Below are 25914 nucleotides of genomic sequence, written 5' to 3'. Positions count from 1 at the left end.
GCGAACGTCATGGGGCAGCCGTCCATTCACGATCCTGTGGAACAAAACCGGCAGGGTGTCCCCCGGCTCAAGACTCGCTCTGCCGTCACCCTTTTGATTGCCGTCTGCCTGTCGATGGCGGTGATCGTGATTTGGGAATCCTGGAGCTCGCGCCAGTACCATCTGCATGACAAGGAAGTGGCGATGTCCAACCTTGCGCAGACCCTGGCCTCGCAGGCCCAGGCGGCGATCAAGCAAGCCGACACGCTGCTGTTCACCCTGGTCGATCGCCTGGAAAACGACGGCATCGACGCGGGTCGGCTCGATCGCCTGCAACGCTTGCTCGGCGCCCAGCGCCGTGAGTTGAGCCAGGTGCATGGGCTGTTCGTCTATGACGAAACCGGCAAATGGATCGCCAACTCCAACGGTGCCGAGGTGGGGGTTGCCAACAATTCCGACCGCGAGTACTTCATCTATCACCGCGATCATCCTGACCGCGGACCGCACATCGGCCCTTCGATCAGGAGCCGCTCCAGCGGCGAATGGATCATGACGGTGTCGCGCCGGATCAATCACCCGGATGGCCGTTTCGCGGGCGTGGCGCTGGCCACCCTCTACCTCAGCCATTTCCTGCAGCTTTACGATGGCATCGATATGGGCCGCAACGGTGTGATCAACCTGATCGCCGACGATGCCAGCATTATCGTGCGCCGGCCGTTTCACGAGGCGGACATCGGCACCAGCCTGGCCAAAAGCCCATTGTTCACCCGGCTGCTGCCACAGGGCAGCTCGGGGACGGCTACCGTCCGGTCCATCCTGGATGGCGTGGAGCGGGTGGTGGGCTATCGCCGGGTCGAGGGTTATCCGCTGATCGTCTTTGCCGCGCTCAACAAGGACGAAGTACTGGCGAGCTGGCGCCAGCAGTCCTTGCTCAGTGCGGGCATCGTTGCGCTGTTGCTCGGGGTGCTGGGAGGGCTCGGCTATCGCCTGATCAAGTTGATGAAGAAGCAGGACCGCATCCAGGGCGAGTTGCTCGGCACTCAGGAACGGCTGCTCGAACTCAATCGCAACCTTGAGTTGCTGGCGCTGGAAGACGCGCTCACGGGCCTGGCCAACCGGCGCCAGTTCGATCTGTTCATCCAGGCGGAAATGGGCCGCGCCCGGCACAACATGACGGGGTTGGCCCTGTTGATGATCGATGTCGATCACTTCAAGCCATTTAACGATCGCTACGGCCATCTGGCCGGTGATGAGTGCCTGCGCAAGATCGCTGTGCTGATTACCGAGCACATCAGGCGCCCCGGCGATCTGGCTGCGCGCTTTGGTGGTGAGGAGTTTGCCGTGGTGCTTCCGGGAACTGACTACGTCGGAGCATTTTTGCTGGCGGAAAAAATCCGCCACGCGGTCCAGTCCGCCGGCTTGCCGCACAGTGAAAGCCCTGATGGCAAGGTGACGGTCAGCGTGGGTGTCTGTGGTTATGATCCGGCATCCGAGGCCCAGACCAGTGAGTTGATCGGGGCGGCCGACAAGGCGCTGTACGTGGCCAAGGCCAGCGGGCGCAACATGAGCGTGATTGCCAACTGAGGCTCAGGCAAACCGGTCGCTGCCTTGTACCAGCCGGGTGCAAAGGTGCGGTTGCTTGAGCTTTTCCAGCCACCAGCCCAACGCCCGCCCGTCGTGATCGCCGCGCCAGCCGGCATACAGAATGTTCGGCTCGCGGGGATCGGCCATCTGTTTTTCCACCAGCGAGCCATTGTCCAGTAACGAGGTGACGCGATGCCTGGGCAGCCAGCCCACGCCGAGGCCGTCGCATTGGGCGAGGATTTTCGCGCGCATGGTCGGCACCGCCAGCACCGATTGGCCACCGGAGACCCCGTAGGTACTGCCTTCGCTGGCCCGGGACGAATCCGCCACGACAATCGCCCGGTGCTGCGCCACCATGGCGCGGGTGATCGGTTCGCGGGCCTTGGCCAACGGGTGCTTGGGCGAGACGGCGAACACCCACTGCATTTCCCCCAGTTGCATCCAGCGCAATGACGCGATGGCCGGTGGCTCGTTGGTGGCGCCGATGACCAGGTCCGCGCGGCCTTCACGCAGGGCCTCCCAGACACCCCGCAGCACTTCCTGGGTGATGCGCAGCGGTACGCCAGAGCCCAGCGCATCGAACTCGTGGATCACCGGGAGCAGGGTTTCGAATTCCAGCAGTTCATCGGTGACGATCCACAAACGACTTTCCCAACCATTGGCCACTTGCTGCACCCGTTGGGTCAGGCGCGAGACGTCCTGCATCAGTCGCGCCGCTTCGTTGACCAGCAATTCTCCAGCCGGGGTGAGTTGCAGGCGGTAGCGCCGGCGATCGAACAGCAGGGCATCGAAGCGTTCTTCCAGTTGCCGCGCGGCATAGGACACCGTAGAAGGCGCCTTGCCGAGATAGGCCGCGGCCCGCGACAGGCTGCCGGTCTCGCGAATCGCTTGCAGCAGCGCCAGGTCTTCAGTCGACAGCATGGGCCGAACCCTCGTGTGTGACGGTTACAATTGCCGCCGCCGTTTCCTGAGCCAGATCAATCGAAGATAGACCGCAGCGTTCAGCACCAGTACCAGGCTGCCCAATCCCAGCTGGATGGCCGGTGTCAGCCCCGCCGGGTAAATGATCGGCCACACGTAATGTTCGATGAAACCACCGCCGTAACCACCTTGTCCGGCTGCCTGGCGCATCAGGTTTTCCCAGTGCGTCAGTGGGCAAGGCAAGTGGAACACCTCCACTGCCACGCCCCAGACTGCGGCGGGCAGGTGCCACAGGATCAGGTGCTGCCATTTGAGAACCAGCAGCCCGCCGAACACCACGAACACAATGAATGCCAGGTGAAACAGCATCAGCCCATCGGCAGCGATTCGGTAGAGCATGTCGCCCCCCCCCTGGCGCGTCAGTCGAATCGCTCCATCGTACTCGCGCGGGCGCCTGGCACTCTATCGATTGTCGCTGCCCAGCACGCCGAGCACCTCCTTCAAACGACTGACCATGGCATCGCTGCTGCGTTGCATCGGTGCACGCAGCTCATCAGTGATCAAGCCTTGCAGCGCCAGCGCGGTTTTCACCGGCGCCGGGTTGGGCTCGATGAACAGGCTCTGGATCAGTGGCAGAAGCTGGAAGAATGTTGCCCGACCGGCCGCCAGCTGGTTGTCGCGAATCTGTCGATACAACGCCACGAAAAGGTGCGGATGGACATGGGCCGACGCGGCAATCGCACCTTTGGCACCCAGGCACAGGGCATTGAAGATCTGGTTGTCTTCACCGCACAGCACATCGACCTTACCGCTGGCCAGCAAGGCCAGGGTGTTGCCCAGGTTGCCGCCGCAGTCCTTGATCGCGACGATGCGCTCATGGGCGACGATGTTCAGCAAGGTCGACTGGTCGAAGGCTACGCCGGTGCGGTAGGGGATGTCGTACAGGATCAACGGCACGCTGGAAGCGTCGGCGACCGTCTGGAAAAACGCTTCGAGCCCCGCCTGGGAGGGCCGGATGTAATAGGGCGGCGGCACCAGCAGGCCGGCCAGCGGGCGCTTGAGAATTTCCTCCTGAAAGTGCAGCAGCTCGATCAGGTTGTTGCCGGCCAGACCCATGACGACCTGCCGGGCCGGCACCTGTTCCAGCACCGCATCGAGCACCGCCAGCTGCTCGTGCTTGCCCATGGCCGCCGGTTCGCCTGTGGTGCCACAGACGATCAGGCCGTCGACACCTTCTTCGAGCAGATGGCTGACCAGCCGGCGCAATCCGACGAAATCGATGGCGCCATTGTGGAACGGTGTGACGAGGGGAACCCAGATACCTTGAAACGATGACATGCACTTTCTCCTGATGGTCGACCGATTTCGTCACCGTCAGAAGCGTAGTAGGAAGTAAGCAAGGGGAGGGTGGTCCGTCGCGCTCAATGTCCTGTCAGCTCATCTGACGGGACAGCGCGCCCCGGTCACATGAGCGACTGTTTCTTCGATTTGAGGGTGCGCGCAACGCGAACTAGCGCCTTGGCTGTCAAGCCAACAACGGAAGTGTCGAGATTGAAGGTTGCGGACATTTTTGCTTACACCCTGAATTAGGCGCCCAGTTTTAAAAGCCGGCGCGCTGTTTGTCAATCACCAACATCGGGAAAATGCCGCGCCAGCCTGTGATTGGCCCAAGTGCGCAAGATTGTTCAAGCCATCGGCCGTGACTGCTGGCACAGTCTCAGGTCTTTCCCTGGTTGCAGAGCGTTATGTCCAACTCACATTTGCCGCGCAGCGCATTCTTGCGTGGCGCCGTGGCGATCATGCCGTTATCCCTGGCGACAGCCCCTTGGGGCCTGCTGGCCGGCTCCATGGCCATCGAAGCCAACCTCACACCGCTGCAAGGCCAAGGCTTGTCGAGCATCGTGTTCGCCGGCGCCGCGCAGTTGGTGGCCATTGGTATGCTCAAGGGCGGGGCCGGGATCTTTTCGATCTTGCTGACCACCTTGTTGCTGACCTCTCAGCATCTGCTCTACGGGATGAGCATGCGTTCGGTGATCTCGCCATTGCCGGGTCGCTGGCGAGCGGGGCTGGGCTTTTTGCTCACCGATGAGCTGTTCGCCCTGACCAGCCAGCACGACAAACAGCAGTTCGATCGCTGGTACGCTTTGGGTGTCGGCTTGACGTTCTACGTGGCCTGGAACCTCTTCACCCTGGCAGGCATCGTGCTAGGCAGCAGCATCCCCGGCCTGGAACACCTGGGTCTGGACTTTTCCATCGCTGCCACCTTCATCGCCCTGATCACCCCGGTGGTGCGCAACGTCCCGACGGTGGTCTGTGTCGCGGTCTCGCTGTTCTGCTCGGTGCTGTTCAGCTATTGGCAATGGGGCTCGGCCCTGGTGCTGTCGGGACTTGCCGGCATGACCGCGGGTTTTATCTGCAACAAATTCCAGGGAGCGCGCACATGATGGTTTGGGCAGTGATTATCGGCATGGGCGTCCTGGTGTTTCTCAACCGCTATGTGTTCCTGGAGCCGCGCCTGCCGCTGCGCTTGAGCAGCAATGCCCGGCAGTTCCTGGGGTTCGCCGTGCCCGGCATGTTGACGGCGATCTGCGGGCCGATCGTGTTCATGCCGGACAAGCAACTGAACCTGCAATGGGACAATCCCTACCTGATCAGTTCGCTGGTGGCCGTCGGCCTGGTGCTGTACACCCGCAACACCTTGCTCAGCATGCTGTTGAGCATGGGCTTTTTCTTTTTGCTGCGTTGGTGGCTGTGAGCCGGGCAGGGGAAATTGTTCTACGCTTAGAGTTGATGACCGATCCCTTCAGGAAGAGAGGTGAAACCATGGCAATAGAGCAAAAAAAACCGGATCCCGAAGACGACATGGATGAGCCGACGGAAGATGAAATCGAAGAGCAAAAACATTCAGAGCAGACGTGGAAGCATGACGACAGCAGAGAGTTGTCGGAGCCTGACCGCAAGTTCTGAGTGACATATTTGGATTGGGTGTATATCCGTTGCTGCGGTAACGGCCACTTAGGGTTTCGCTCTTACAGCGAGTCACTTGGAAGAACGGAACGCCGCCCGGCCCTAAGTAACCAAGGGCTCTTGCCCCTGGCGTTCGGTGCCTCGCTAATGCTCGGCATACCCTCGCTCCGGTCCTGCTCCGTGGGTCGCCGCGCTGGGCCATTCATGGCCCAGCGCGGCTAAACCGGCATCCATGCCGGTTTACCCACTGCGCAGAACCTCCACTCGGCCTCTCGATGGGGCAAGAAAATCAAAAGCCAAAGCAGAGCAAAAGCAAAGCGAGGCGGCCTGACAGCCGACCTGATTGCAGGTCTGTCCGCATTCCCCTGTGGGAGCGAGCCTGCTCGCGATGGTCGTCAACGATGACGCGCCCTGTCTGGATGATCGCGTTGTCTGGACGTTCATCGCGAGCAGGCTCGCTCCCACAGGGAGTCAGTTACACCCGTAAAAGTCAGGTCGGCTTTAAGGCCGCCTCGCTTTTGATTTTGATCTGGATGCCCCGTTAACCACGATGGCCGAACGCAGGCATTGCGCAGTGGGTAAACCGGCAGGACGCCGGTTTAGCCGCGCTGGGCCAGGGACGGCCCATCGCGGCGACCCACGGAGCAATGCCGGAGAGAGGGCATGCCGAGCCTAAGCGAGGCACCGAGTGGTGGGGCAAAGCCTTTTGCTTCCTTTTTGGCGTCTGAAAAAGGGAGTCGCCGTAAGGGCGAAACCATAGGAGGCCGTTACCGCAGCAATGGATATGCCCCCCCCCAATCCCTATTCAACCCCATGTCTAAGTGAACAGCATTACGCATCGAGCGGGGGCTTCGAGCTTATTCCAGCAACTGCGAAAAGTCGGGATGAGTGGCCCGATAACCCAGCTTCCTGTCGATCCACGCATTCAACTCGTTGACCATGACCGGGGATTTACCCGGATAGCGTTCGAGGATTGAACCCAGGACTTGCTTGATATTGGGAATTGAAAGCAGGCTACGGGTCTGAATGTACTGCCCGATGAAATGGTCGAGTTGGTAGTGCTCTGTCTTTGTTAGATAAATGCACGCCAGACTCGCGACTTGATTATTGGTGAAATCGTCGCGCAATTGAGTTCTCTGCAAGGGCTTGATGTAAGGAATTTCCTTTGTTGCTGACTCTTTGGTCAACTTGGTATACCACTGGAAATACGGCGCGAATCCTAGCCGCAGCTCTGGCAAATGTATGTAAGCCCCTGACGTTGTCTGACAAGCGGTGAGGAGCATCAAAGTGCCATGTTTTAGGGGTGTTCATACCTTCAATTCGTCAATCAACCCGGCCCCCTGATTCCTGACGTTGCCCACAGCCTTATCGACCCGGTACCACTCAAAAGCATCACTGCCTTCCCCCTGTAGCAGCACCATCTGTTCGGCCCGCTCCCTGGGCGTCGCCGGGTCCAGCCATTCGCGGGCCAGCTCCGGGCTGAACACCACCGGACGGCGATCATGAACGTCCAGCATGCCGCCGGCGCTATCGGCCGTGATGATGACAAAGCCGTCGTCATCCCTGGGGGCTGCACCACCCTGCGGAAACTGCCCGATTGCCGCACAGAAGACCGGCCCTTGGTCACGTCGGCGAATCAGCCAGGGTTGCCGCGTGCCGTCCCCGGCATCGACCCATTCGAACCAGTTGTCGACCGGGCAGATAGCGCGATGGGGCCAGATGGCTCGAAAGAACGGGCCGTGGGCGACTTTCTCGACGCGCGCATTGATCGGCGCCGCACGATCCTTCGCCCAGTGCGGCCGCCAGCCCCAGCGCTGCGAATCGGCATGCAAGCCATCGTTCTCCAGATGCAACAGCGCCAGCTGGGTGGTGGGCGCAGCGTTGTAGCGAGCCAGTGGTTGATCGCCAACGTGGTTGATCAAGGCGTCGGGAATGCTCAGCACCGCCACGAAATCGTGAATGCCCCGGTATTGCGACAAGCGTCCGCACATTGATAAAACCCTCCGGCTGGTGTGTTCAGCATAGATGTCTAAATCCTTTGCGTTGACCCAACCCCTGCTCGCTCCTACAGAGGTGTGGGGAGCGGCGGAACCAAACACTGTGTACCTTATCCAACCTCGTCCCACCGTCGTGGGGTCTGGCTCAAGGCAAAACATGAAACAGTTGATCAAGGTTCTATCGGTGCTCGCCATGGCAGCCAGTCTGCTGGGCTGTATCGCCGCACCCATTGAAATGACGCCGCAAACCGAACAGGCGTTGCGCACGCAACCACCGATCCGCTTTTTGCTGACCTTCGACGATGGCCCCAGCGCCTCGAGTTTCTGGAACCCGACCGAGACCGTGCTCGACAGCCTGGCGATCAATCCTGTGCAACCCGGCATCAAGGCGGTGTTTTTCGTGCAGACCCGTGCCTCGCGGGCTGGCGCCAGTGACATCGGGCGGGCGGTCATGCACCGCGAGCGCGATGCCGGGCACGTCCTGGCCTTCCACACGGCCACGCCCTCGCACACCAATCATCGCTCGCTCAACGCCCAAGAGCTGGAGCAGGCGCTCACAGATGGGTGCGCCGACATCGCCGCGATCACCGGTGCGCCGCCGACCCTGCTGCGCCCGCCATTCTGGAGCTACGACAAACGCACCTTCGCCGCTTACCAGCAGCATGGCCTGCATGTGCTGCTGACCGACCTGAGCGCCAATGACGGCAAGATCTGGGGCTTCAACGCCAGCCCCCGGCGCCGCGCGCATATGCTGCGTTCGATGTCCGAGGTTCGCGAGCGCATTGCCCGGGGCGAGCTGCCGGTGGTAGACGGGGTGATTCCGGTGGTGGTGACGTTCCACGACCTCAATCGCTACACCGCGCGGCATACCCGTGAATACCTGCAGATCCTTCTCGACAGTGCCCGGGCGACGGGGGTCAGGACTGCCCCAATAGCGTTTTATGACGATACCGCCGCGCTGCAACGGGCCGCCATGGCGCGTACGTTGCGCGACAGTTCACAGCCGGCGCAGTTGCCGGGGATCTGGAACTGGATCTGGAAAGACAATAGCCATTGAGCAAAGGCCGAAAATGCGGGGCAGCTAACAGTATCGACTGGCGCGGAATCGGCAAATTGCATCTATCCTCATTGGGTCCGTCCCGTTCAACTGCCACGGAGGCATCGGCCGTGATACCCATTTCAGTCCTTTGCAACATTGTAGAGTCCGGTTTCGAGCCCCTGGCCTGCGAGTGCACGGAGAGCGGCGGGCTGCTGCGCATCAAGGTTTTTGATCCCGCCAGCGGGGAAGTCAAGCTGCTGATCGCCGGTGTATCGACCGAGCAGTTGACCAGCGTGCGTACCATCTCTGACTTCATCGGTGAATTGCGCACCGAGATGGAAGCCGGGCGCCGGGCATTCGCTGGCTGAATACTCCCGAGCCTCTGTAGGAGCTGCCGCAGGCTGCGATCTTTTGATCTTGCTCTTGAAAAAGTCAAAAGATCGCAGCCTGCGGCAGCTCCTACAGGGGCGTGATTGTTTGTGGCAGCAACTCGTCGATCATCCGCAAGCAATGGTTCAACCCCGGTGAAACGTCGCCCACCCGCCGACTGAGAATGATCGGTGAGGTGGCGTTGTCTTCCAGCAGCGGGGTGAAACCGATGTCGTCGCGGTGCAGCAATTGCACCGAGGCCGGCACCAGCGTGATCCCTATCCCGGCACCCACCAACCCGATCGCCGTCTGCAGCTCGTTGGTCCATTGCGCAATATGGATGCTCACCCCATAGGATTCGAACAGCGCGATCACGTGGTCGGCATAGCTGGGGCGGGGGTTGCCGGGGTACAGCACGAACGGCTCTTTGGCCAGGTCGCGCAGGCTGACGGGCCCGGCCAGCAGCGGGTGACCGGCGGGCAGGGCGGCCACCAGTCGGTCTTCGGTGAGCACGGTCTGGACGATGGCCGGGTCGTCGATGCGGATGCGGCCGAAGCCGACGTCGATGCGCCCGGCCTTGAGCGCCTGTACCTGCTGCAGTGTGGTCATCTCCGACAGCCCGAGTTCCAGTTCCAGCGGTTCGCCGCTGCGCAAGCGGCGAATCAGTTCCGGCAGCACGCCGTACAGCGTCGAAGGCGCAAAGCCGATGCCCAGCCAGGTCTTTTCCCCCAGGCCGATGCGTCGGGTGTTGTCGCAGACCTTGTGCAACTGGTCGAGGAGGGCGGTGGAATGCTCATGGAAAAAACGCCCGGCGTCGGTCAGCTTCAACGGTCGGCCACGCTCGAGCAGCATCACCCCCAGTTCATCTTCCAACTGCTGGATCTGCCGGCTCAAGGGCGGCTGGGCGATGTGCAGGCGTTCGGCGGCGCGGGTGAAATTAAGGGTTTGAGCCAACACCTGAAAGTAACGCAGGTGACGCAGTTCCATGGAGCCTCCGGATGTCGAGCGCTTGTATACCTTCAGGGTATCAAGCCAGACCAATTCTATATTGGCCGCCCGGAAAAAGCCGTATGAGAATCAGCTCCAGAACTTCAAGAACCTGACGGGTATCGAAATGCTTGCTACAGCCATTGAATCGATCGAGACGATCATCGTCGATCTGCCGACCATCCGCCCGCACAAGCTGGCGATGCACACCATGCAGAACCAGACCCTGGTGGTCATTCGCGTGCGCTGCGCCGATGGCATCGAAGGCATCGGCGAAGCTACCACCATCGGTGGCCTGGCCTATGGCAACGAAAGCCCTGACAGCATCAAGACCAACATCGACAAGCATTTCGCCCCGCTGTTGATCGGCCAGGACAGCGGCAATGTCAATGCCGCGATGTTGCGCCTGGAGCGCAGTATCCGTGGCAATACCTTCGCCAAGTCCGGTATCGAAACCGCACTGCTCGACGCCCAGGGCAAGCGCCTTGGCCTGCCGGTCAGCGAGTTGCTGGGCGGCCGCGTGCGTGACTCGCTGCCCGTGGCCTGGACCCTGGCCAGCGGCGACACCGAAAAGGACATCGCCGAAGCGGAAAAAATGCTCGACCTGCGCCGCCACCGCATCTTCAAGCTGAAAATCGGTGCTGGCGAGGTCAATCGCGACCTGGCCCACGTGATTGCGATCAAGAAAGCCCTCGGCGATCGCGCCAGCGTGCGGGTCGACGTCAATCAGGCGTGGGACGAAGCCGTCGCGTTGCGTGCCTGCCGCATCCTCGGCACCAATGGCATCGACCTGATCGAACAGCCGATTTCGCGCAACAACCGCGCTGGCATGACCCGCCTGAATGCCATGAGCCCGGCGCCAATCATGGCCGACGAGTCCATCGAGTGCGTGGAAGACGCGTTCAACCTGGCCCGCGAAGGCGCAGCCTCGGTGTTTGCCCTGAAGATCGCCAAGAATGGTGGCCCGCGCGCCGTGCTGCGCACCGCGTCCATTGCCGAAGCGGCCGGTATCGCCCTGTACGGCGGCACCATGCTCGAAGGCGGAATTGGCACCATGGCTTCGGCCCAAGCCTTTGTCACCCTGAACAAACTGGCGTGGGACACCGAGCTGTTCGGCCCGCTGCTGCTGACCGAAGACATTCTCAGCGAACCGCTGGTTTATCGCGATTTCGAGCTGCATGTGCCCAAGACCCCGGGTCTGGGCCTGAACCTGGACGAAGAACGCCTGGCGTTTTTCCGCCGCGACAAGACATCCACCATTCATCAAGCCTGAGGAGAGCATTATGCTGTTCCACGTAAAGATGACCGTGAATTTGCCGGTCGACATGAACCCCGAACGCGCCGCGCAGCTCAAGGCCGACGAAAAAGCCCTGGCCCAGCGCCTGCAGGACCAAGGCAAGTGGCGTCACCTGTGGCGCATCGCCGGGCTTTACGCCAACTACAGCGTGTTCGATGTCGACAGCGTCCAGGAACTGCACGATTTGCTCATGCAACTGCCGCTGTATCCGTACATGGCGATCGAAGTCACCGCGATGTGCCGGCATCCTTCGTCAATTCGCGAGGATGACCGCTGAACCTAGCCCGTTCAGCTCGCCATGCCAATAATTACAAGATGAGGAACCTGTAAAATGAACGTCAAGATTTCCCACACTGCCGAAGTCCAGAAATTTCTCGAAGAGGCCAGCGGCCTGCACAACGATGCCGGCGATCCACGGACCAAAGCCCTGATCTACCGCATCCTGCGCGATTCGGTGAACATCATCGAAGACCTCGCCGTGACCCCGGAAGAGTTCTGGAAAGCGGTCAACTACCTCAACGTGCTGGGCGCGCGCCAGGAAGCCGGACTGGTGGTGGCTGGCCTGGGCCTGGAGCACTACCTCGACCTGCTGATGGACGCCGAAGACGAGCAGGCCGGTAAATCCGGTGGCACGCCACGCACCATCGAAGGCCCGCTGTACGTCGCCGGTGCACCGCTTTCGCAAGGCGAAGCGCGTCTGGATGACGGCGTCGATCCGGGTGTGACCCTGTTCATGCAAGGCCGGGTGTTCAACACCGCTGGCGAACCCCTGGCTGGCGCCATTGTTGATGTGTGGCACGCCAACACTGGCGGCACCTACTCGTACTTCGATGCTTCACAGTCGGAATTCAACCTGCGTCGCCGCATCGTCACTGACGCCGAAGGCCGCTACCGTTTCCGCAGCATCGTGCCGTCGGGCTACGGCTGCCCACCGGACGGTCCGACCCAGCAACTGCTCGATCAACTGGGTCGTCACGGCCAGCGTCCGGCGCACGTGCACTTCTTCATCTCCGCACCGGACCATCGTCACCTGACCACCCAGATCAACCTGGACGGCGAAAAATACCTGCACGACGATTTCGCCTACGCCACCCGTGACGAGCTGATCGCCAAGATCACCTTCAGCGATGACCAGGCGCGTGCAGCGCAGTACGGTGTCAGCGGTCGCTTTGCCGAAATCGAATTCGATTTCACCCTGCAGTCGTCGGCACAGCCCGAAGAGCAGCAGCGCCACGAGCGGGTTCGTGCACTGGAGGACTGATTGTCCTGATTCACTGTAGGAGCGAGCTTGCTCGCGATGGTCGCTAACGATGACGCTGGGGCCCTGATGCCCTGCGGCGTCCTCAAGCCCATCGCGAGCATGCTCGCTCCTACAGGTTATATTTTGAAACGGCCCACAGGTCAGTCCAATGACACACTGCTGCCAGTACTGCCCTAGAATGACTAGATACACCCTATAACAACAACGAGAGTGACCCGATGATGCAAGCGCAACTGCTGAGTCAGCGCAGCACCATATTCGACCATGCCGACCCGTACGCGGTGTCAGGCTATGTCAATCAGCATGTCGGTAATCATTGCATCCTGATGCCTCGTGCCGGGCACCCCCTGGCCAGTCTCAATCACCGCAAATTCGCCAGCCTGGACCTGTGCCGTATCAGCTATGGCGGCAGCGTTCGCGTCACTTCGGGCGCGCTGGAAACCATCTACCACCTGCAAGTGCTGTTGCGCGGCAATTGCCTGTGGCGCGGCCATGGCCAGGAACACTACTTTGCTCCCGGCGAGTTGCTGCTGATCAATCCCGACGATCCGGTCGATTTGACCTACTCTGACGATTGCGAAAAATTCATCCTCAAGGTTCCCACGTCCCTGTTCGAGTCCGTCTGCAACGAGCAGCGCTGGCGCTATCCGGGCCAAGGCGTGCGGTTTCTCGAGAACCGTTACCAGCTCAATGAGCTGGAAGGCTTCGTCAACCTGCTGGCGATGATTTGCCAGGAGGCCGAGTCCACCGAGCAGATTCCGCGGGTGCAGGAACATTACGCGCAAATCATCGTCAGCAAGATGCTCAGCCTGATGAAGACCAACGTCAGCCGCCTCGAAATCGGCTCCCAGGCTGCCTCGTTCGAAGCGATTGCCGACTACATTGCCAAAAATCTCAAGCAGGACATCGACAGCGAAGAGCTGGCGCGCCATGCCAGCATGAGCCTGCGCTCGTTGTATGGCCTGTTCGAACGCAACGCGTGCACCACGCCAAAAAACTACATCCGCCAGAAACGCCTGGAACGCATCAATGCCTGCCTGCGCGACCCGACCTGCAACGTGCGCAACGTTACCGAGGTCGCGATGGACTACGGCTTCCTGCACCTGGGACGCTTCTCCGACAGCTACCGCAAGCAGTTCGGCGAGCTGCCATCGGATACCCTCAAGCGCCGCCACTGATCCCGACACATTGATGTTGCCTGCCCTGACGCCATCGCGAGCAGGCTCGCTCCCACATTGGATCGCGTTGTTCCTGTGGGAGCGAGCCTGCTCGCGAAGAGGGCGGTACTGTCAACATTGGTGGCGCTGACACAACACCAGCCCCCTGCAAAAAACGGATAAAGGTCTGCACCCCGCGGATAGTCCCCCCCATTGCCCCGTCCTAGCATGAGCCTTGCCTGAACAATAACAATGGAGGCGGCGGCCATGACCCTGCGACCTGAATACCTTGAGTCCCTGCTTGAAGACGATCCAGAGCAGGGTATCTATCGCTGCAAGCGCGAGATGTTTACCGATCCGCGCCTGTTCGATCTGGAGATGGAACACATCTTCGAAGGCAACTGGCTGTATCTGGCGCACGAAAGCCAGATCCCCAACGTCAACGATTTCTACACCACCACCATGGGGCGCCAGTCGATCTTCATCGCGCGCAACAAGGACGGTGTGCTCAACGCCTTCATCAACGCCTGCAGTCATCGCGGCGCGACCCTGTGCCGGCACAAGTCCGGCAACAAAAGCTCCTACACCTGCCCGTTCCACGGCTGGACGTTCAACAACTCCGGCAAGCTGCTCAAGGTCAAGGACCCGGCTAACGCGGGCTACCCGAGCAGCTTCAACTGCGAAGGCTCCCATGACCTGACCAAAGTCGCGCGCTTCGAGTCCTATCGCGGTTTCCTGTTCGGCAGCCTCAAGGCCGATGTGGTGCCGCTGGTCGAGCACCTGGGCGAGTCGGCGAAGATCATCGACATGATCGTCGACCAGTCCACCGACGGCCTGGAAGTGCTGCGCGGTTCGTCCACCTATATCTACGAAGGCAACTGGAAACTCACCGCCGAAAACGGTGCCGACGGTTACCACGTCAGCTCCGTGCACTGGAACTACGCCGCCACCCAGAACCAGCGCAAACAGCGCGAGGCCGGTGACGAGAACCCGACCATGAGCGCCGGGAGCTGGGCCAAGCAGGGCGGTGGTTTCTATTCCTTCGACAAGGGCCACATGTTGCTCTGGACCCGCTGGGCCAACCCCGAGGATCGTCCACTGTACGAACGTCGCGACGAACTCGCCCAGGACTTCGGCAAGGCCCGCGCCGACTGGATGATCGAGAACTCGCGCAACCTGTGCCTGTACCCCAACGTGTACCTGATGGACCAGTTCAGCTCGCAGATCCGTATCGCCCGACCGATCTCGGTCAACCGCACGGAAATCACCATCTATTGCATCGCCCCCAAAGGCGAAAGCGACCACGCGCGTTCGAGCCGGATTCGTCAGTACGAAGACTTCTTCAACGTCAGCGGCATGGCGACGCCGGACGATCTGGAAGAGTTCCGCTCCTGCCAGACCAGCTACCAGGGCAGCGTCACCACCTGGAACGACATGTCCCGTGGCGCCGAGCACTGGATCGAAGGTGCCGACGAGGCGGCCAAGGAAATTGACCTGCATCCGCTGCTCAGCGGCGTGCGTACCGAAGACGAAGGCCTGTTCGTGCTGCAACACAAGTACTGGCAGCAGACCATGCTCAAGGCCCTGGCTGCCGAGCAGTCGAAACTGATCGCCGTGGAGGACGTGCAATGACCATTTCCTATGAAGCGGTACGTGATTTCCTCTACCGCGAAGCACGCTACCTCGACGACCGCCAGTGGGATGAGTGGCTGGAACTGTACGCCCCTGACGCGACGTACTGGATGCCGTCCTGGGACGACAACGATGAGCTGACCGAAGACCCACAGCGGGAAATCTCGCTGATCTGGTACGGCAACCGCACCGGCCTTGAAGACCGCATTTTCCGCATCAAGACCGAGCGCTCCAGCGCCAGCGTGCCGGACACCCGCACGTCCCACAACATCAGCAACATCGAGCTGCTGGAGCAAGCCGACGGCATGTGCAAGGTGCGTTTCAACTGGCACACCCTGAGCTTTCGCTACAAGACCGTCGACAGCTATTTCGGCAGCAGTTTCTACACCCTTGATGTGCGCGGTGAAAACCCCTTGATCAAGGCCAAGAAAGTGATCCTGAAGAACGACTACGTTCGTCAGGTCATCGATGTTTACCACTTGTGAGGCAGCCGTCATGACCCATTCCATTGCGTTCAATTTCGAAGACGGCGTCACTCGTTTCATCGACGCCAACGCCGGCGAAACCGTGGCCGATGCCGCGTACCGCCAGGGCATCAATATTCCGCTGGACTGCCGCGACGGCGCCTGCGGCACCTGCAAGTGCTTTGCCGAGGCGGGCAGCTACGATCTGGGTGAGGAATACATCGAAGACGCCCTCAGCCCTGAAGAGGCCGCGCAAGGCTTTGTCCTGACCTGCCAGATGCGCGCCAAGAGCGATTGCGTGGTGCGGGTACCGACGTCCTCGGAAGTCTGCCGCACCCGCCAGGCCAGCTACGACGCCACCATCAGTGCGGTGCGCCAGTTGTCCGACAGCACCATCGCGTTGTCGATCAAGGGCGAGTCCTTGAGCAAACTGGCGTTCCTGCCAGGCCAGTATGTGAACCTGGGCATTCCCGGCAGCGAGCAGACCCGCGCCTATTCGTTCAGCTCGTTGCAGCGCGACGGCGAAGTCAGCTTCCTGATCCGCAACGTGCCTGGCGGCCTGATGAGCAGCTTCCTCACCGGCATGGCCAAGGCTGGCGACAGCATGAGCCTGGCAGGCCCCCTGGGCAGTTTTTACCTGCGTGATATCCGTCGACCCTTGTTGCTGCTGGCGGGCGGCACCGGGTTGGCGCCGTTCACCGCGATGCTGGAGAAGATCGCCGAGCAGGGCAGCGAACACCCGTTGCACCTGATCTACGGTGTGACCAACGATTTCGACCTGGTGGAACTCGATCGCCTGGAAGCCTTCGCCGCGCGCATCCCCAACTTCACCTACAGTGCCTGCGTGGCCAGTCCCGACAGCCAGCACCCGCTCAAGGGCTACGTGACCCAGCACATCGAACCCAGGCATTTGAACGATGGCGACGTCGACGTGTACCTGTGCGGCCCACCGCCGATGGTTGAAGCGGTGAGCAAGTACATCGGCGAGCAAGGCATCAATCCAGCGAATTTCTACTACGAAAAATTCGCTGCCAGCGCGGCGTGAGGTTTCCCTCCATGAACAGATTCCACGAAAAAGTCGCGCTGATCACCGGCGCCGCCCAGGGCATCGGTCGGCGCGTGGCCGAACGCATGGCCGCTGAAGGCGCGAAGCTGATCCTGGTCGATCGCTCCGAGCTGGTGTTCGAGGTTCAGCAGCAGTTGGCGAAGGACAGCCAGGTCCTGGCCCTGACCGCCGACCTTGAGCAATACGAGGAATGCAACCGGGTCATGCAAAGCGCCGTCGAGCGTTTCGGTCGACTCGATGTGCTGGTCAATAACGTCGGCGGGACCATCTGGGCCAAGCCATTCGAGCATTACGAGGCGTCGCAGATCGAGGCCGAGGTTCGCCGTTCGCTGTTTCCAACCCTGTGGTGCTGTCATGCGGCATTGCCGTACATGTTGCAGCAGGGCAGTGGCGCGATCGTCAACGTATCGTCGATCGCCACCCGCAGCGTCAACCGTGTGCCCTACGGCGCAGCGAAGGGCGGGGTGAATGCGCTGACCGCCTGCCTGGCGTTCGAAACCGCTGGACGCGGGGTGCGAGTCAACGCCACTGCGCCGGGCGGCACCGAAGCCCCGCCACGGGTTATCCCGCGTAACAGTGCCGAGCAGAGTGAGCAAGAGAAGGTCTGGTACCAACAGATCGTCGATCAGACCCTCGACAGCAGCTTGATGAAGCGCTACGGCACGCTGGATGAACAGGCAGCAGCCATTCTGTTCCTGGCCAGCGATGAAGCGTCCTACATCACCGGCATGATCATGCCAGTGGGCGGCGGCGACCAAGGCTGAAGCGCGTGAACTACAGGCGACGTTGAAACGCTTTGATGATCCGCAGCGTGGCGTCGCTTGGGTTCAGGTTGTGCACCGCATTCAGCGGGTACCAGAGGCAATCGAAAATTTCGTTTTGCGGCCGTGCCTGGTCCGGATTCGGCAACGATGCTTCGTAGACATGGTGACGGGTGCCGCCTGTTTCCAGTTCCATCAGGTACAGCATATCGTCGGCACCCAGCCCGGTTTCCTCCAGCAATTCGCGCGCCGCGGCATCCTGCGCGGTCTCGCCGCGCTCCACTTTGCCCCCGGGCAACATCCAGCGACTCCTGGGTTTGCGCACCAGGAGTATGTGCCGGTCCTGCTCGCAAATGACGGTTGCACGTACTTTCATGGGCTCTTTCAATCCGGAATGTCATAAAACAGTAACAAAAATGCAATATTTGGGCCGCAACCCATTGCATGTTTCCTGGATATTTTGAGCGGCAGGCGTGTCTAAAAGTGCAATCGCGCTGCCGTGTGCTGACTCGACGTCCGGTCGGCATCTTCGCGGCAGGGGGGTGTAAGGTAGGGAAGTCAACCCTGTGATCACTGCCAAGATGGAGGTGACTATGAGCGTTCCGATGTTGAACAAGATGCACATGAACGGCTACGACGTACTCAGTGTGAACAACGGCCCGTGGCGGGTCTGCACCCAAGGTGACCGGCTTGGCTCATTTGCCAGTCGCGAAGAGGCGCTGGCCTTTGCGGCGGCGCTGCCTGGCTACAAGGCGCGTCCAGGCAAGCCGCGTAATCAGCAAGCCACGTGATTGCCCCTGTGTGATCGTTCCCACGCTCTGCGTGGGAATGCCGCCAGGGACGCTCCGCGTTCCACTGACGACGCGTAACTTGAGCCCTGCGCAACGGTGACGCGGAGCGTCACAGGATGCATTACCACGCAGAGCGTGGGAACGATCACAAGGACGTTGGCCCATCGCTCCTACGGTCGGTTCGACAATCAAAATAATCTGCAAGAAAACCCGACGCCGTTGCACAGAAGGGGATTGGTCCCCGATCTGAGCAACGCCATGCCCCATTACTTCGATAGCGCCCACCGTGTAGAAATCGAAACCTTGCGCCAACGCCTGACCGCTCGCACCGAGTGGCCGACGTGGTTGCTGCTGTTCGGCGTGTATGCTGGCTGGTTCGCCATCGTACTGGGCAGTGGTGGGTTGGGCCTGTGGTGGAGCACATTGTTGTTGATCCCGTTACTGGTGCTCTGGTTGTCGGTGCAGCACGAATTGCTTCATGGCCATCCCACCCGCTGGGCAGCGCTGAACAAGATCCTCGGCTACGCGCCGTTCGCCGTCTGGTACCCCTACACCCTGTATCGCGACAGCCATTTGTTGCATCACCGCGACGAAGACCTGACCCTGCCTGGCCGCGATCCTGAAAGCCGTTACCTGAGCGCCGCGCAATGGCAGGGCAGTTCACTGTTCGAACGAGGCCTGCACTGGCTGAACAAAACCGTGTTGGGTCGTTTTGTCCTTGGGGCTCCATTGGCCTTATTGGCGTTGGCACGGGAGGAGGTGCAGCGCCTGAAGACCGGTGAGCACCAGGCCTGGTCGATGTGGCTCAGCCACGGCACGGTGACCCTGCTGATGCTGTCGTTTATTGGCCGCTACAGTGTGCTGCCGGTCTGGCATTACCTGTTGCTGGTCAGCGTGCCGGCGCTATCGATTGCGATGATCCGCTCCTACTATGAACACCGACCCCATGCCGAGCCCGAGCAAAGGACAGTCATCAATGAGGCCGCCTGGCCGTGGCGCTGGCTGTTCCTGAACCTCAACCTGCACCTGGTGCATCACGACTTGCCGGGGCTGGCCTGGTACGACTTGCCCCGCGCTTACCACGCGCGTCGCGAGCAATGGCTGGCGCGCAGCGGCGGGTTCCTGGTGCAGGGTTATGGCCAGTTATGGCGTCGGCACGGGGTAAAGGCCATCGATAGCCCGCGGCATCCGTTCCACTGATTGCGAATGAGGTCCCCTGTGGGAGCGCGCCTGTTCGCGAAAGCGCTGCGTCAGGCAACATCAGTGTTGATTGTGCTGGCCTCTTCGCGAGCAGGCTCGCTCCCACTATTGGAATTACGATGCATGGGAAGTTTTTCGATGACACGGCAACTCGCTGAATTACTGATGTACGTCGCCCCCGAACCGGTGCGCCAGGCCAACGAGCGTTGGCTGAGCCGCATCCTCGAGCGATTGGGGGCCACGCGCCGCAGTGCCGAAGGGCTTTCGCTGATGGACCTGTGGCTGTCCCCGCACTTGCTGCTGACGCAGACCTGCGGCTATCCGTTGATGACGGCATTGCGCGGTCGGGTGCGAATCATCGGGCGTCCTCGTTATGAGCTGCCGGACGCCAGTGGCGGCAATCATTGCAGCCTGTTGCTGGGTCGCGCCGATGATCCACGGCGCAGCTTGCCGGCCTTTCGTGACAGCCGCGGTGTGATCAATGGCGAAGACTCCAACAGCGGCATGAACCTGCTGCGTCACCGACTGGCGCCGCTGCATCAAGACGGGCGTTTTTTTGCAGATGTCGGTATCAGCGGCAGCCACCGCGAAAGCCTGCGATGGTTGCGTGAGGGTAAAGCGGACCTGGCGGCCATCGACAGCGTGACCTTTGCCTACCTGGCGCGACATGCCAAAGAAGAAGTGGCCGGCCTGCGGATCGTCGATCGCAGTGCATTCAGTCCGACATTGCCGTTCATCACCGCGACCACCGTCACCGAACAACAGGCTGGGCACATTCGGCAGGTGATGAACCAGGCGTTGCAGGAGCCTGGCGTCGCTGAAATCCTTGGTTTGCAAGCGATCCTGCCCGCTACCGATAGCGACTATCAAATCGTTCTCGACTACCAGAGAGAGGCCGAGGATCTGGGATTCGGACGATTGCGGTGAAATTCCTTTATGGAATATAAAAATTCTTTTTAAGTATTATTAATGAATAAGGCTCCTTGTTAGGATCGCCGCACCGGATCACCGGACATTCAGCGACCCCTGACCTTTGGAGCCTCTATGTCCGGCACCGACCTTTCCCATCTTGACCACGTGGGCGGATTATTCCGCGCGCATTACGCTTGGCTCTGCGCACGGCTGCGCCGGTATCTGGGGGCCAGCCCCAGCGTCGAAGACATCGCTGCCGAGTCCTTTCTACAGCTACTCGAATCGCCGGGACTGACCCCGATCCGCGAACCTCGCGCCTTGCTCACCACCATTGCCCATCGGTTGATCTTTCAGCTCTGGCGCCGTCGCGATCTGGAACGCCAGCACCTTGAACAGGTGCAACACGTGGATCAGCAACAAGAAGCACTCTCGCCCGAAGGGCAGGTGCAATTGATCCAGGCGTTACAGGGGATCGAGCGCACGCTTGAACGCTTGCCGGGCAAGGTTCGGGCCACCTTCCTGATGTCGCGGATCGACGGCCTGACCTACCCGCAAATTGCCGCCCGCCTGGGCATTTCCCAACGCTCGGTCAGCGACTACATGACTCGCTCCCAAGCCCAGTGTAACCGGCACAGCGCCAACCAACCCTTGAATGCCCTGACCCGGAGGTCCGCATGAGATCGTTCAAAACCCTGCTCGGCAGTTCACTGCTGGCCCTGAGCCTTATCTCGGCCCAGGTTCCCGCGGCGGACAAAAACGTCCCGATTCACTTTGGTGACATCACCTGGGAAAGCGGCAGCCTCATCACCGAAATCCTTCGAGTGATCGTCGAGAAAGGTTACGGCTACCCGACAGATACCTTGCCGGGCAGCACTGTCAGCCTCGAAGCGGCCTTGGCCAGGAACGATATCCAGGTGATCGGCGAAGAGTGGGCCGGGCGCAGTCCGGCGTGGGTCAAGGCCGCGTCCGAAGGCAAAGTGTTCGGCCTGGGCGACACGGTCAAGGGCGCCACCGAAGGTTGGTGGGTACCGGAATACGTGATCAAGGGCGACCCAGAACGGGGTATCAAGCCCCTGGCCCCGGAACTGAAATCCGTCGCCGACCTGGCCCGCTACAAGGACGTGTTCCGCGACCCGGAAGACCCCAGTCGTGGACGCTTCCTCAACAGCCCAACCGGCTGGACATCGGAGATCGTCAACAGTCAGAAACTCAAGGCCTATGACTTGGCCGACAGCTTCGTCAACTTCCGCACAGGGTCGGGTGCGGCACTGGATGCCGAGGTGGCTTCCTCGATCCGTCGGGGCAAACCGGTGCTGTTCTACTACTGGTCGCCGACGCCGCTGTTGGGGCGTTTCAAGCTGGTGAAACTCGACGAGCCGGCGTTCGACGCCGAAGCCTGGAAGACCCTGGCCGACGCCAACAACCCGCATCCAAAGGGCACACGGTCGATGCCGGCCAGCCTGGCGATTGGTGTGTCCGCGCCTTTCAAGGCGCAGTATCCGGACCTGGTGGCGTTCTTCGAGAAGGTCGACCTGCCAATTGATCTGCTCAACCATACCCTGGGCCAGATGAGCGAAAAGCGCCTGCAACCGCGTCAGGTGGCAGAAGCTTTCCTGCGTGACCAGCCGCAGATCTGGAAGGGTTGGGTACCGGGGGAGGTGGCTGATCGAGTCACGGTGCAATTGTTAGCGGCTCAATAGCCTCCACCGCCGCTGCTGCGGGACGGTTCCCTGGCCTTTTGCTGCGCATGGCTCCATTCGGCACACGTCATGAAGCTTTTATGATCGACCTTGCCCTGGCCATCGAAGCTGACGTTGTACCGTTGCTGATGACCTGGCTGGCTCAGGTTGTAGTCGAAACAGGTGCCGGGCTCGACCGTACGGTCGGAGATCGACAGGGGTGGGCCGCCGATTTGCTCGACTTGCTCCTTGCTCATGCCTGTCTCGACCTTCGCCACCAGCGGCTGATCCCGATAGACATGGGAATCGGTGCTGCAGCCCGCCAGCACCGTGATCAGTGTGGCAAGCGTGTAGACGGACCTGTTCACGGCCTGACTCCCGCTAAACAGCCTTGTTTCGACTGATGATCTTGGCTTTCACTTCTTCGGCATAGCCTGACAGGCGTTGTTCATCGCCCTGGAACAGATCGCACAGCCGCTTCACGGCTTCCGCATCGACATCGTTCCCCGTCAGGCGCAATTGTTCGGCGATGCGCAACAGCTCCACCGCCGACCATCTCAGGTCCGATGCAAGCCCTTGCAGGTCACGCCGAAGCGCTTGTTCATGTTCGTTGAGCCACATGATGATCTCCCGTAACGTTGTGCTACGAAATTTTAGACCCATTCGCGCGGAGCGGCGTTGTGTTCGTCTGATGCCAAAGGGCTTCCATTGGTCGGGAAATTTGCGCGTTTCGCAAAATCCGCTGTCGTAGTGAAGTGCCGACATTTTACCAGGGCAGGGTCCGTTCAAAATGACGACAACCGATGACTTCAGGGCGCATGCCCGGGAACTGAAAGCCGACTTGGATGCGGCCACCAGTGAAATGATGAAACTCATCTCCGAGCACCAGTTCAGCGGGCCGGAATGGGAGCGGGTCAGTCAATGGCAACACGAAGCCTTCGAACGATGGACAAGCTTTTTGAACGAGCGCTCCTACCCGGACAGCGGCAATCACAGCATCAGCCCCTGAGGCTCGATGCAACAAAATGGCTGTTAGCGCGGCAACAGGCTACATTTTATTTTTTCAGGTTTAAGGACGCTTCATGAGTCGAATGTTGATGGGGGGAGTGGTGATGGCGTTGTTGGCGGGATGTTCGTTGCCTGCGTCCCTGGTGCCGGGAGAGCCGAACTACAACAAACCGAGCGATAAGATTCCCAAGGAGGTAGCGGCGTGCGTATTGCCAGCCTGGCAAAAGGAGATCCCCAAGACAAGCCAGACATCGATATCCAACGGCTACAGGATCACCGCGCCGAGCATCATAACGGCCGATGAAGTGCTGGATATCGTGAAGTACAAGGAGGGCAGCCGGGTCTCACTGTACCAGGGGCCGCCCTGGGCAAAGTCAGGCGCGATGCGCCAGGCTGTGCGCGACTGCCTGTAGGGATCAGCCTTTGATCTCGGTGACCTGGATCAGTTGATCGGCCTGGGCACCGGCGGTGCCTTTCTTTTCCCTGCGCTCACTCATCCAGCTGTCGACCTGCGCATTGAACTGCGCAGGCGCCTTACGCCCGACCTTTCTGGCGATGTCCAGTATGGTCTGCTGGGCGAGGGCTTCCTCCATGCGCTTCTGCGCGATCAGCATGGCGCCATGCACTGAGCAAGGGCCGTCCAGCGCCCACGCGGGAACCTCGCCCTCGAACAACGCGCAGCGACCGCGAATTTCCCGGCATTCGAAAATGGCCTTGCGCCCGTCGATCGCATTGACGATGTCCAGCAGGCTGATCTCATCGGCCGGCCGCGCCAGCTTGAATCCCCCACGCACGCCTTCGGTGGCGACCACCAGTTTTGCCTTGGCCAGTTTGGTGAAGATTTTCGCCAGGTAGTCCAGTGGCACCCCTTGCAGCTCTGCCAGGTCACGCACGCTCGCCTCGCGGGTCTCACCACCATTGCCCACCAGGAATATCAGGCAATGAATGCCGTACTCGACGCCCGCGCTGTAAAGAGACATATCGATCTCCGACTAATGTTGTCGTAAATATTAGCAGTTGACCCTTAGCGAGGCAACGATCTGGAATTTTTCTCCAGGTCCTGGAAAGCCCCTCAAGAACGCGGATTTGGCGTGGTGTGACAAGTCTATCGATGGCATTGATTCGAACCATTGAGAAAAACATCTTGCTCGAATTAACTACGATCAATAAAGTCGTAGTTGTGAGGTCGGGAGCGGAAGGCGCTTTCAGCAGGGAGCGGGTGCCGACCTCCAGACCCCTTAACCCAATTCACTGCCTGGTTTTTTCCCTTGGAGTTAAAAATGAAACAACACATCCTGGTAATTGGCGCAGGTTTCGGTGGCATGTGGAGCGCCTTAAGCGCCACCCGCCTGTTCGATATCCATGGTCACAATGACGTTGACGTAACGGTGCTGGCGCCCCAGGCCGAACTGCGCGTACGTCCACGCTTCTACGAGCCGAACGCCCACCAGCTGGCGGCTCCCATCGGCGAGCTGTTCGATGCGGTAGGCGTCAAGTTCATCAAGGGGGCTGCCGAGACCATCGACGTCGAGCAAAAGCGCGTGGGCTACATCGATGCCCAGGGCGAAAAACAAGTCTGTATCTACGACAAACTCGTTCTGGCCACTGGCAGCCGTCTCGCACTGCCTGACACCCCGGGTGTGGCCGAATATGCGTTCGACGTCGATCAGATCGAACAGGCCATACGCCTGGAAGCCCACCTCAAGTCCCTGGTCAACCAGCCGCAGAGTCAGGCACGCAACACGGTCGTGGTGGCTGGCGGTGGCTTCACCGGCATCGAAACGGCCACTGAAATGCCGACCCGTTTGCGCGACATCCTGGGTGAGGGTGCGGACATCAACGTGATCATCGTCGATCGCGGTGACAAGGTAGGCGGCTCCATGGGCCCGGAAATCGCCGAGAAAATTGCCGAAGCCAGCGAGGAAACCGGGGTGAAATGGCAGCTCAAGGCTTCGGTTGTCGCTGTCGATGACAATGGCGTGACCTTGTCCGACGGCCGGCGCATCGACGCCAAAACGGTCATCTGGACCACCGGCGTGCGTGCCAGCTCGCTGACCCAGCAGATCCCTGCCGAACGCGACCACCTTGGCCGCCTGCACGTCGACGCGCACCTGCAAGTCATTGGTCAGCCAGACATCTTCGCCACCGGCGACGTGGCCTATGCGGCCAGCGATGACATCGGCAACCATGCGCTGATGACCTGCCAGCACGCCATTGTGCTGGGCCGTCATGCCGGCAATAACGTTGCCGCGCAGATCCTCGGTGTGGACCCGACGCCGTACAGCCAGCCCAAATATGTGACTTGCCTGGACTTGGGGGCTTGGGGGGCGGTCTACACCGAAGGTTGGGATCGTCAGGTCAAGCTGACGCGCCAAGAAGGCAAGTCGTTGAAGACGCAGATCAACACGGTGTGGATTTATCCGCCGGCGGCTGATCGAAAAAGCGCTTGGGCGGCGGCGGATCCGTTGATTCCGATTGCCTGAATGGTGTGAGGTTGTGCGATTCAATAAATCCTGCCCGGAGCATTCCGGGCGGGATTTTTTTGCAGTCGCACATGTTAAGACTTGTAGGCGCCAGCGGTGCGGCGATCCGCCTTGCCGGCGCGGCTGTATTCGATCCACTGTGGGAGCTGGCCTGTCGGGCCGCCGCATCGCAGCGAAGGCGGCCTGAGAGCCGACCTGTGTTTTGTTGAACTGTGTACATATCCATTGCTGCGGTAACGGCCACTTAGGGTTTCGCCCTTACGGCGACTCACTTTTTTTTCAAACGCCAAAAAAAAGTAAGCAAAAAAAGGCTCGCCCCAGCGTCCGGCCCCTCGCTAGGGCTCGGCGTTCCTTCGCTCC

General features: G+C 60.5%; 32 protein-coding genes. 22 read left to right on the top strand and 10 right to left on the bottom strand.

Annotation, left to right across the window (positions count from 1 at the left end; translation table 11 throughout):
* Positions 1–9: 9 nt before the first annotated feature.
* On the top strand, positions 10–1563 hold the full coding sequence (locus HGP31_RS18685) for a sensor domain-containing diguanylate cyclase (RefSeq protein WP_168758375.1): 1554 nt from the start codon (positions 10–12) through the stop codon (positions 1561–1563).
* Positions 1564–1566: 3 nt separating this feature from the next.
* Here HGP31_RS18685 and HGP31_RS18680 read toward each other — a convergent pair whose 3' ends face one another.
* From HGP31_RS18680 to dapA, 3 genes are all read right to left on the bottom strand, one after another.
* The gene (locus HGP31_RS18680) at positions 1567–2484 is read right to left on the bottom strand and encodes a LysR family transcriptional regulator (protein ID WP_168758374.1); all 918 of its coding nucleotides are present in this window, start codon (positions 2482–2484) and stop codon (positions 1567–1569) included.
* 24 nt (positions 2485–2508) lie between these two features.
* Positions 2509–2883 (bottom strand): DUF2784 domain-containing protein, encoded by a 375-nt coding sequence (locus tag HGP31_RS18675; protein ID WP_168758373.1) that lies wholly within the window; start codon positions 2881–2883, stop codon positions 2509–2511.
* A gap of 63 nt (positions 2884–2946) precedes the next feature.
* Positions 2947–3822 (bottom strand): 4-hydroxy-tetrahydrodipicolinate synthase, encoded by an 876-nt coding sequence (gene dapA, locus HGP31_RS18670; RefSeq protein ID WP_168758372.1) that lies wholly within the window; start codon positions 3820–3822, stop codon positions 2947–2949.
* 407 nt (positions 3823–4229) lie between these two features.
* On the opposite strand from dapA, the gene HGP31_RS18665 reads away from it, so the two are divergent.
* The 3 genes from HGP31_RS18665 to HGP31_RS18655 all read left to right on the top strand — a co-directional run bounded on the left by HGP31_RS18665 (position 4230) and on the right by HGP31_RS18655 (position 5451).
* The gene (locus HGP31_RS18665) at positions 4230–4928 is read left to right on the top strand and encodes an AzlC family ABC transporter permease (RefSeq protein WP_020801067.1); all 699 of its coding nucleotides are present in this window, start codon (positions 4230–4232) and stop codon (positions 4926–4928) included.
* Positions 4928–5239 (top strand): AzlD domain-containing protein, encoded by a 312-nt coding sequence (locus HGP31_RS18660; protein WP_010455066.1) that lies wholly within the window; start codon positions 4928–4930, stop codon positions 5237–5239. The genes HGP31_RS18665 and HGP31_RS18660 overlap by 1 nt, the downstream gene beginning before the upstream one ends.
* Before the next feature lie 68 nt (positions 5240–5307).
* On the top strand, positions 5308–5451 hold the full coding sequence (locus HGP31_RS18655; protein ID WP_168758371.1) for a hypothetical protein: 144 nt from the start codon (positions 5308–5310) through the stop codon (positions 5449–5451).
* An 857-nt stretch (positions 5452–6308) separates the two neighbouring features.
* On the opposite strand, the gene HGP31_RS18650 is transcribed toward HGP31_RS18655, so the two are convergent.
* Together HGP31_RS18650 and HGP31_RS18645 are read right to left on the bottom strand one after the other, a co-directional pair.
* Entirely contained in the window at positions 6309–6578 is a 270-nt protein-coding gene (locus HGP31_RS18650) for a hypothetical protein (RefSeq protein ID WP_033044701.1), read from the bottom strand.
* Between the two features lie 180 nt (positions 6579–6758).
* The gene (locus tag HGP31_RS18645; RefSeq protein WP_168758370.1) at positions 6759–7442 is read right to left on the bottom strand and encodes an SOS response-associated peptidase; all 684 of its coding nucleotides are present in this window, start codon (positions 7440–7442) and stop codon (positions 6759–6761) included.
* Positions 7443–7605: 163 nt separating this feature from the next.
* On the opposite strand from HGP31_RS18645, the gene HGP31_RS18640 reads away from it, so the two are divergent.
* Positions 7606–8505, top strand: coding sequence for a polysaccharide deacetylase family protein (locus HGP31_RS18640; RefSeq protein ID WP_168758369.1), 900 nt, complete (start codon positions 7606–7608; stop codon positions 8503–8505).
* A gap of 110 nt (positions 8506–8615) precedes the next feature.
* Positions 8616–8855: a DUF1652 domain-containing protein gene (locus tag HGP31_RS18635; RefSeq protein ID WP_168758368.1), complete on the top strand. Its 240-nt coding sequence runs from the start codon at positions 8616–8618 to the stop codon at positions 8853–8855.
* Between the two features lie 91 nt (positions 8856–8946).
* On the opposite strand, the gene HGP31_RS18630 is transcribed toward HGP31_RS18635, so the two are convergent.
* Positions 8947–9843, bottom strand: coding sequence for a LysR family transcriptional regulator (locus HGP31_RS18630; protein ID WP_033041574.1), 897 nt, complete (start codon positions 9841–9843; stop codon positions 8947–8949).
* A 127-nt stretch (positions 9844–9970) separates the two neighbouring features.
* Between HGP31_RS18630 and HGP31_RS18625 the strand changes: the two genes are divergently transcribed.
* The 8 genes from HGP31_RS18625 (at position 9971) to HGP31_RS18590 (ending at position 17484) form a co-directional block, all read left to right on the top strand.
* Positions 9971–11116: a muconate cycloisomerase family protein gene (locus tag HGP31_RS18625; RefSeq protein ID WP_162276366.1), complete on the top strand. Its 1146-nt coding sequence runs from the start codon at positions 9971–9973 to the stop codon at positions 11114–11116.
* 10 nt (positions 11117–11126) lie between these two features.
* Positions 11127–11417 (top strand): muconolactone Delta-isomerase, encoded by a 291-nt coding sequence (catC, locus tag HGP31_RS18620; RefSeq protein WP_008029082.1) that lies wholly within the window; start codon positions 11127–11129, stop codon positions 11415–11417.
* A 54-nt stretch (positions 11418–11471) separates the two neighbouring features.
* Positions 11472–12401 carry a catechol 1,2-dioxygenase gene (gene catA / locus HGP31_RS18615; protein WP_020800186.1) on the top strand — a complete coding sequence of 310 codons (930 nt, stop codon included), beginning with the start codon at positions 11472–11474 and terminating at the stop codon, positions 12399–12401.
* 218 nt (positions 12402–12619) lie between these two features.
* A complete protein-coding gene (locus HGP31_RS18610) occupies positions 12620–13579 on the top strand; it encodes an AraC family transcriptional regulator (RefSeq protein ID WP_168758367.1) in 960 nt (319 codons plus the stop codon).
* 246 nt (positions 13580–13825) lie between these two features.
* Positions 13826–15190, top strand: coding sequence for a benzoate 1,2-dioxygenase large subunit (gene benA, locus HGP31_RS18605; RefSeq protein ID WP_020800183.1), 1365 nt, complete (start codon positions 13826–13828; stop codon positions 15188–15190).
* Positions 15187–15675 carry a benzoate 1,2-dioxygenase small subunit gene (gene benB / locus HGP31_RS18600; RefSeq protein ID WP_033042204.1) on the top strand — a complete coding sequence of 163 codons (489 nt, stop codon included), beginning with the start codon at positions 15187–15189 and terminating at the stop codon, positions 15673–15675. Before benA ends, benB begins: the two co-directional genes overlap by 4 nt.
* A gap of 10 nt (positions 15676–15685) precedes the next feature.
* On the top strand, positions 15686–16699 hold the full coding sequence (gene benC, locus HGP31_RS18595; protein ID WP_168758366.1) for a benzoate 1,2-dioxygenase electron transfer component BenC: 1014 nt from the start codon (positions 15686–15688) through the stop codon (positions 16697–16699).
* An 11-nt stretch (positions 16700–16710) separates the two neighbouring features.
* On the top strand, positions 16711–17484 hold the full coding sequence (locus HGP31_RS18590; protein WP_020800180.1) for a 1,6-dihydroxycyclohexa-2,4-diene-1-carboxylate dehydrogenase: 774 nt from the start codon (positions 16711–16713) through the stop codon (positions 17482–17484).
* A gap of 10 nt (positions 17485–17494) precedes the next feature.
* Here HGP31_RS18590 and HGP31_RS18585 read toward each other — a convergent pair whose 3' ends face one another.
* Positions 17495–17857, bottom strand: a complete 363-nt coding sequence (locus tag HGP31_RS18585; protein ID WP_042955771.1) for an NUDIX hydrolase — start codon at positions 17855–17857, stop codon at positions 17495–17497.
* 217 nt (positions 17858–18074) lie between these two features.
* Between HGP31_RS18585 and HGP31_RS18580 the strand changes: the two genes are divergently transcribed.
* From HGP31_RS18580 to HGP31_RS18560, 5 genes are all read left to right on the top strand, one after another.
* Positions 18075–18272 (top strand): hypothetical protein, encoded by a 198-nt coding sequence (locus HGP31_RS18580; protein ID WP_020800178.1) that lies wholly within the window; start codon positions 18075–18077, stop codon positions 18270–18272.
* 258 nt (positions 18273–18530) lie between these two features.
* Positions 18531–19472 carry a fatty acid desaturase gene (locus HGP31_RS18575; RefSeq protein WP_168758365.1) on the top strand — a complete coding sequence of 314 codons (942 nt, stop codon included), beginning with the start codon at positions 18531–18533 and terminating at the stop codon, positions 19470–19472.
* A gap of 138 nt (positions 19473–19610) precedes the next feature.
* Positions 19611–20399 (top strand): phosphate/phosphite/phosphonate ABC transporter substrate-binding protein, encoded by a 789-nt coding sequence (locus tag HGP31_RS18570; protein ID WP_033044457.1) that lies wholly within the window; start codon positions 19611–19613, stop codon positions 20397–20399.
* A gap of 117 nt (positions 20400–20516) precedes the next feature.
* Entirely contained in the window at positions 20517–21062 is a 546-nt protein-coding gene (locus HGP31_RS18565; RefSeq protein ID WP_033044456.1) for a sigma-70 family RNA polymerase sigma factor, read from the top strand.
* Positions 21059–22084, top strand: a complete 1026-nt coding sequence (locus HGP31_RS18560) for an ABC transporter substrate-binding protein (protein ID WP_151142670.1) — start codon at positions 21059–21061, stop codon at positions 22082–22084. Before HGP31_RS18565 ends, HGP31_RS18560 begins: the two co-directional genes overlap by 4 nt.
* On the opposite strand, the gene osmE is transcribed toward HGP31_RS18560, so the two are convergent.
* Both osmE and HGP31_RS18550 read right to left on the bottom strand, forming a co-directional pair.
* Positions 22078–22431 (bottom strand): osmotically-inducible lipoprotein OsmE, encoded by a 354-nt coding sequence (gene osmE / locus HGP31_RS18555; protein ID WP_020801380.1) that lies wholly within the window; start codon positions 22429–22431, stop codon positions 22078–22080. The two genes, HGP31_RS18560 and osmE, sit on opposite strands and share 7 nt — an antisense overlap.
* A 13-nt stretch (positions 22432–22444) precedes the next feature.
* Positions 22445–22684: a hypothetical protein gene (locus HGP31_RS18550; RefSeq protein WP_033044454.1), complete on the bottom strand. Its 240-nt coding sequence runs from the start codon at positions 22682–22684 to the stop codon at positions 22445–22447.
* A 169-nt stretch (positions 22685–22853) separates the two neighbouring features.
* Here HGP31_RS18550 and HGP31_RS18545 point away from each other — a divergent pair, with 169 nt between their 5' ends.
* Positions 22854–23072, top strand: a complete 219-nt coding sequence (locus HGP31_RS18545; protein WP_033044453.1) for a hypothetical protein — start codon at positions 22854–22856, stop codon at positions 23070–23072.
* Between the two features lie 73 nt (positions 23073–23145).
* Complete coding sequence (locus HGP31_RS18540; protein WP_168758364.1) at positions 23146–23484, top strand: hypothetical protein; 339 nt, start codon at positions 23146–23148, stop codon at positions 23482–23484.
* Between the two features lie 3 nt (positions 23485–23487).
* Here HGP31_RS18540 and HGP31_RS18535 read toward each other — a convergent pair whose 3' ends face one another.
* On the bottom strand, positions 23488–24051 hold the full coding sequence (locus HGP31_RS18535) for an RrF2 family transcriptional regulator (protein WP_020801384.1): 564 nt from the start codon (positions 24049–24051) through the stop codon (positions 23488–23490).
* Positions 24052–24351: 300 nt separating this feature from the next.
* Here HGP31_RS18535 and HGP31_RS18530 point away from each other — a divergent pair, with 300 nt between their 5' ends.
* Positions 24352–25554, top strand: coding sequence for an NAD(P)/FAD-dependent oxidoreductase (locus HGP31_RS18530; RefSeq protein WP_168758363.1), 1203 nt, complete (start codon positions 24352–24354; stop codon positions 25552–25554).
* The last annotated feature ends 360 nt before the right edge of the window (positions 25555–25914 follow it).

Origin of the sequence: Pseudomonas umsongensis, from assembly GCF_012647205.1 — a bacterium.
GTDB lineage: Bacteria > Pseudomonadota > Gammaproteobacteria > Pseudomonadales > Pseudomonadaceae > Aquipseudomonas > Aquipseudomonas umsongensis.
This window is presented reverse-complemented; position numbering and strand designations above follow the sequence as displayed.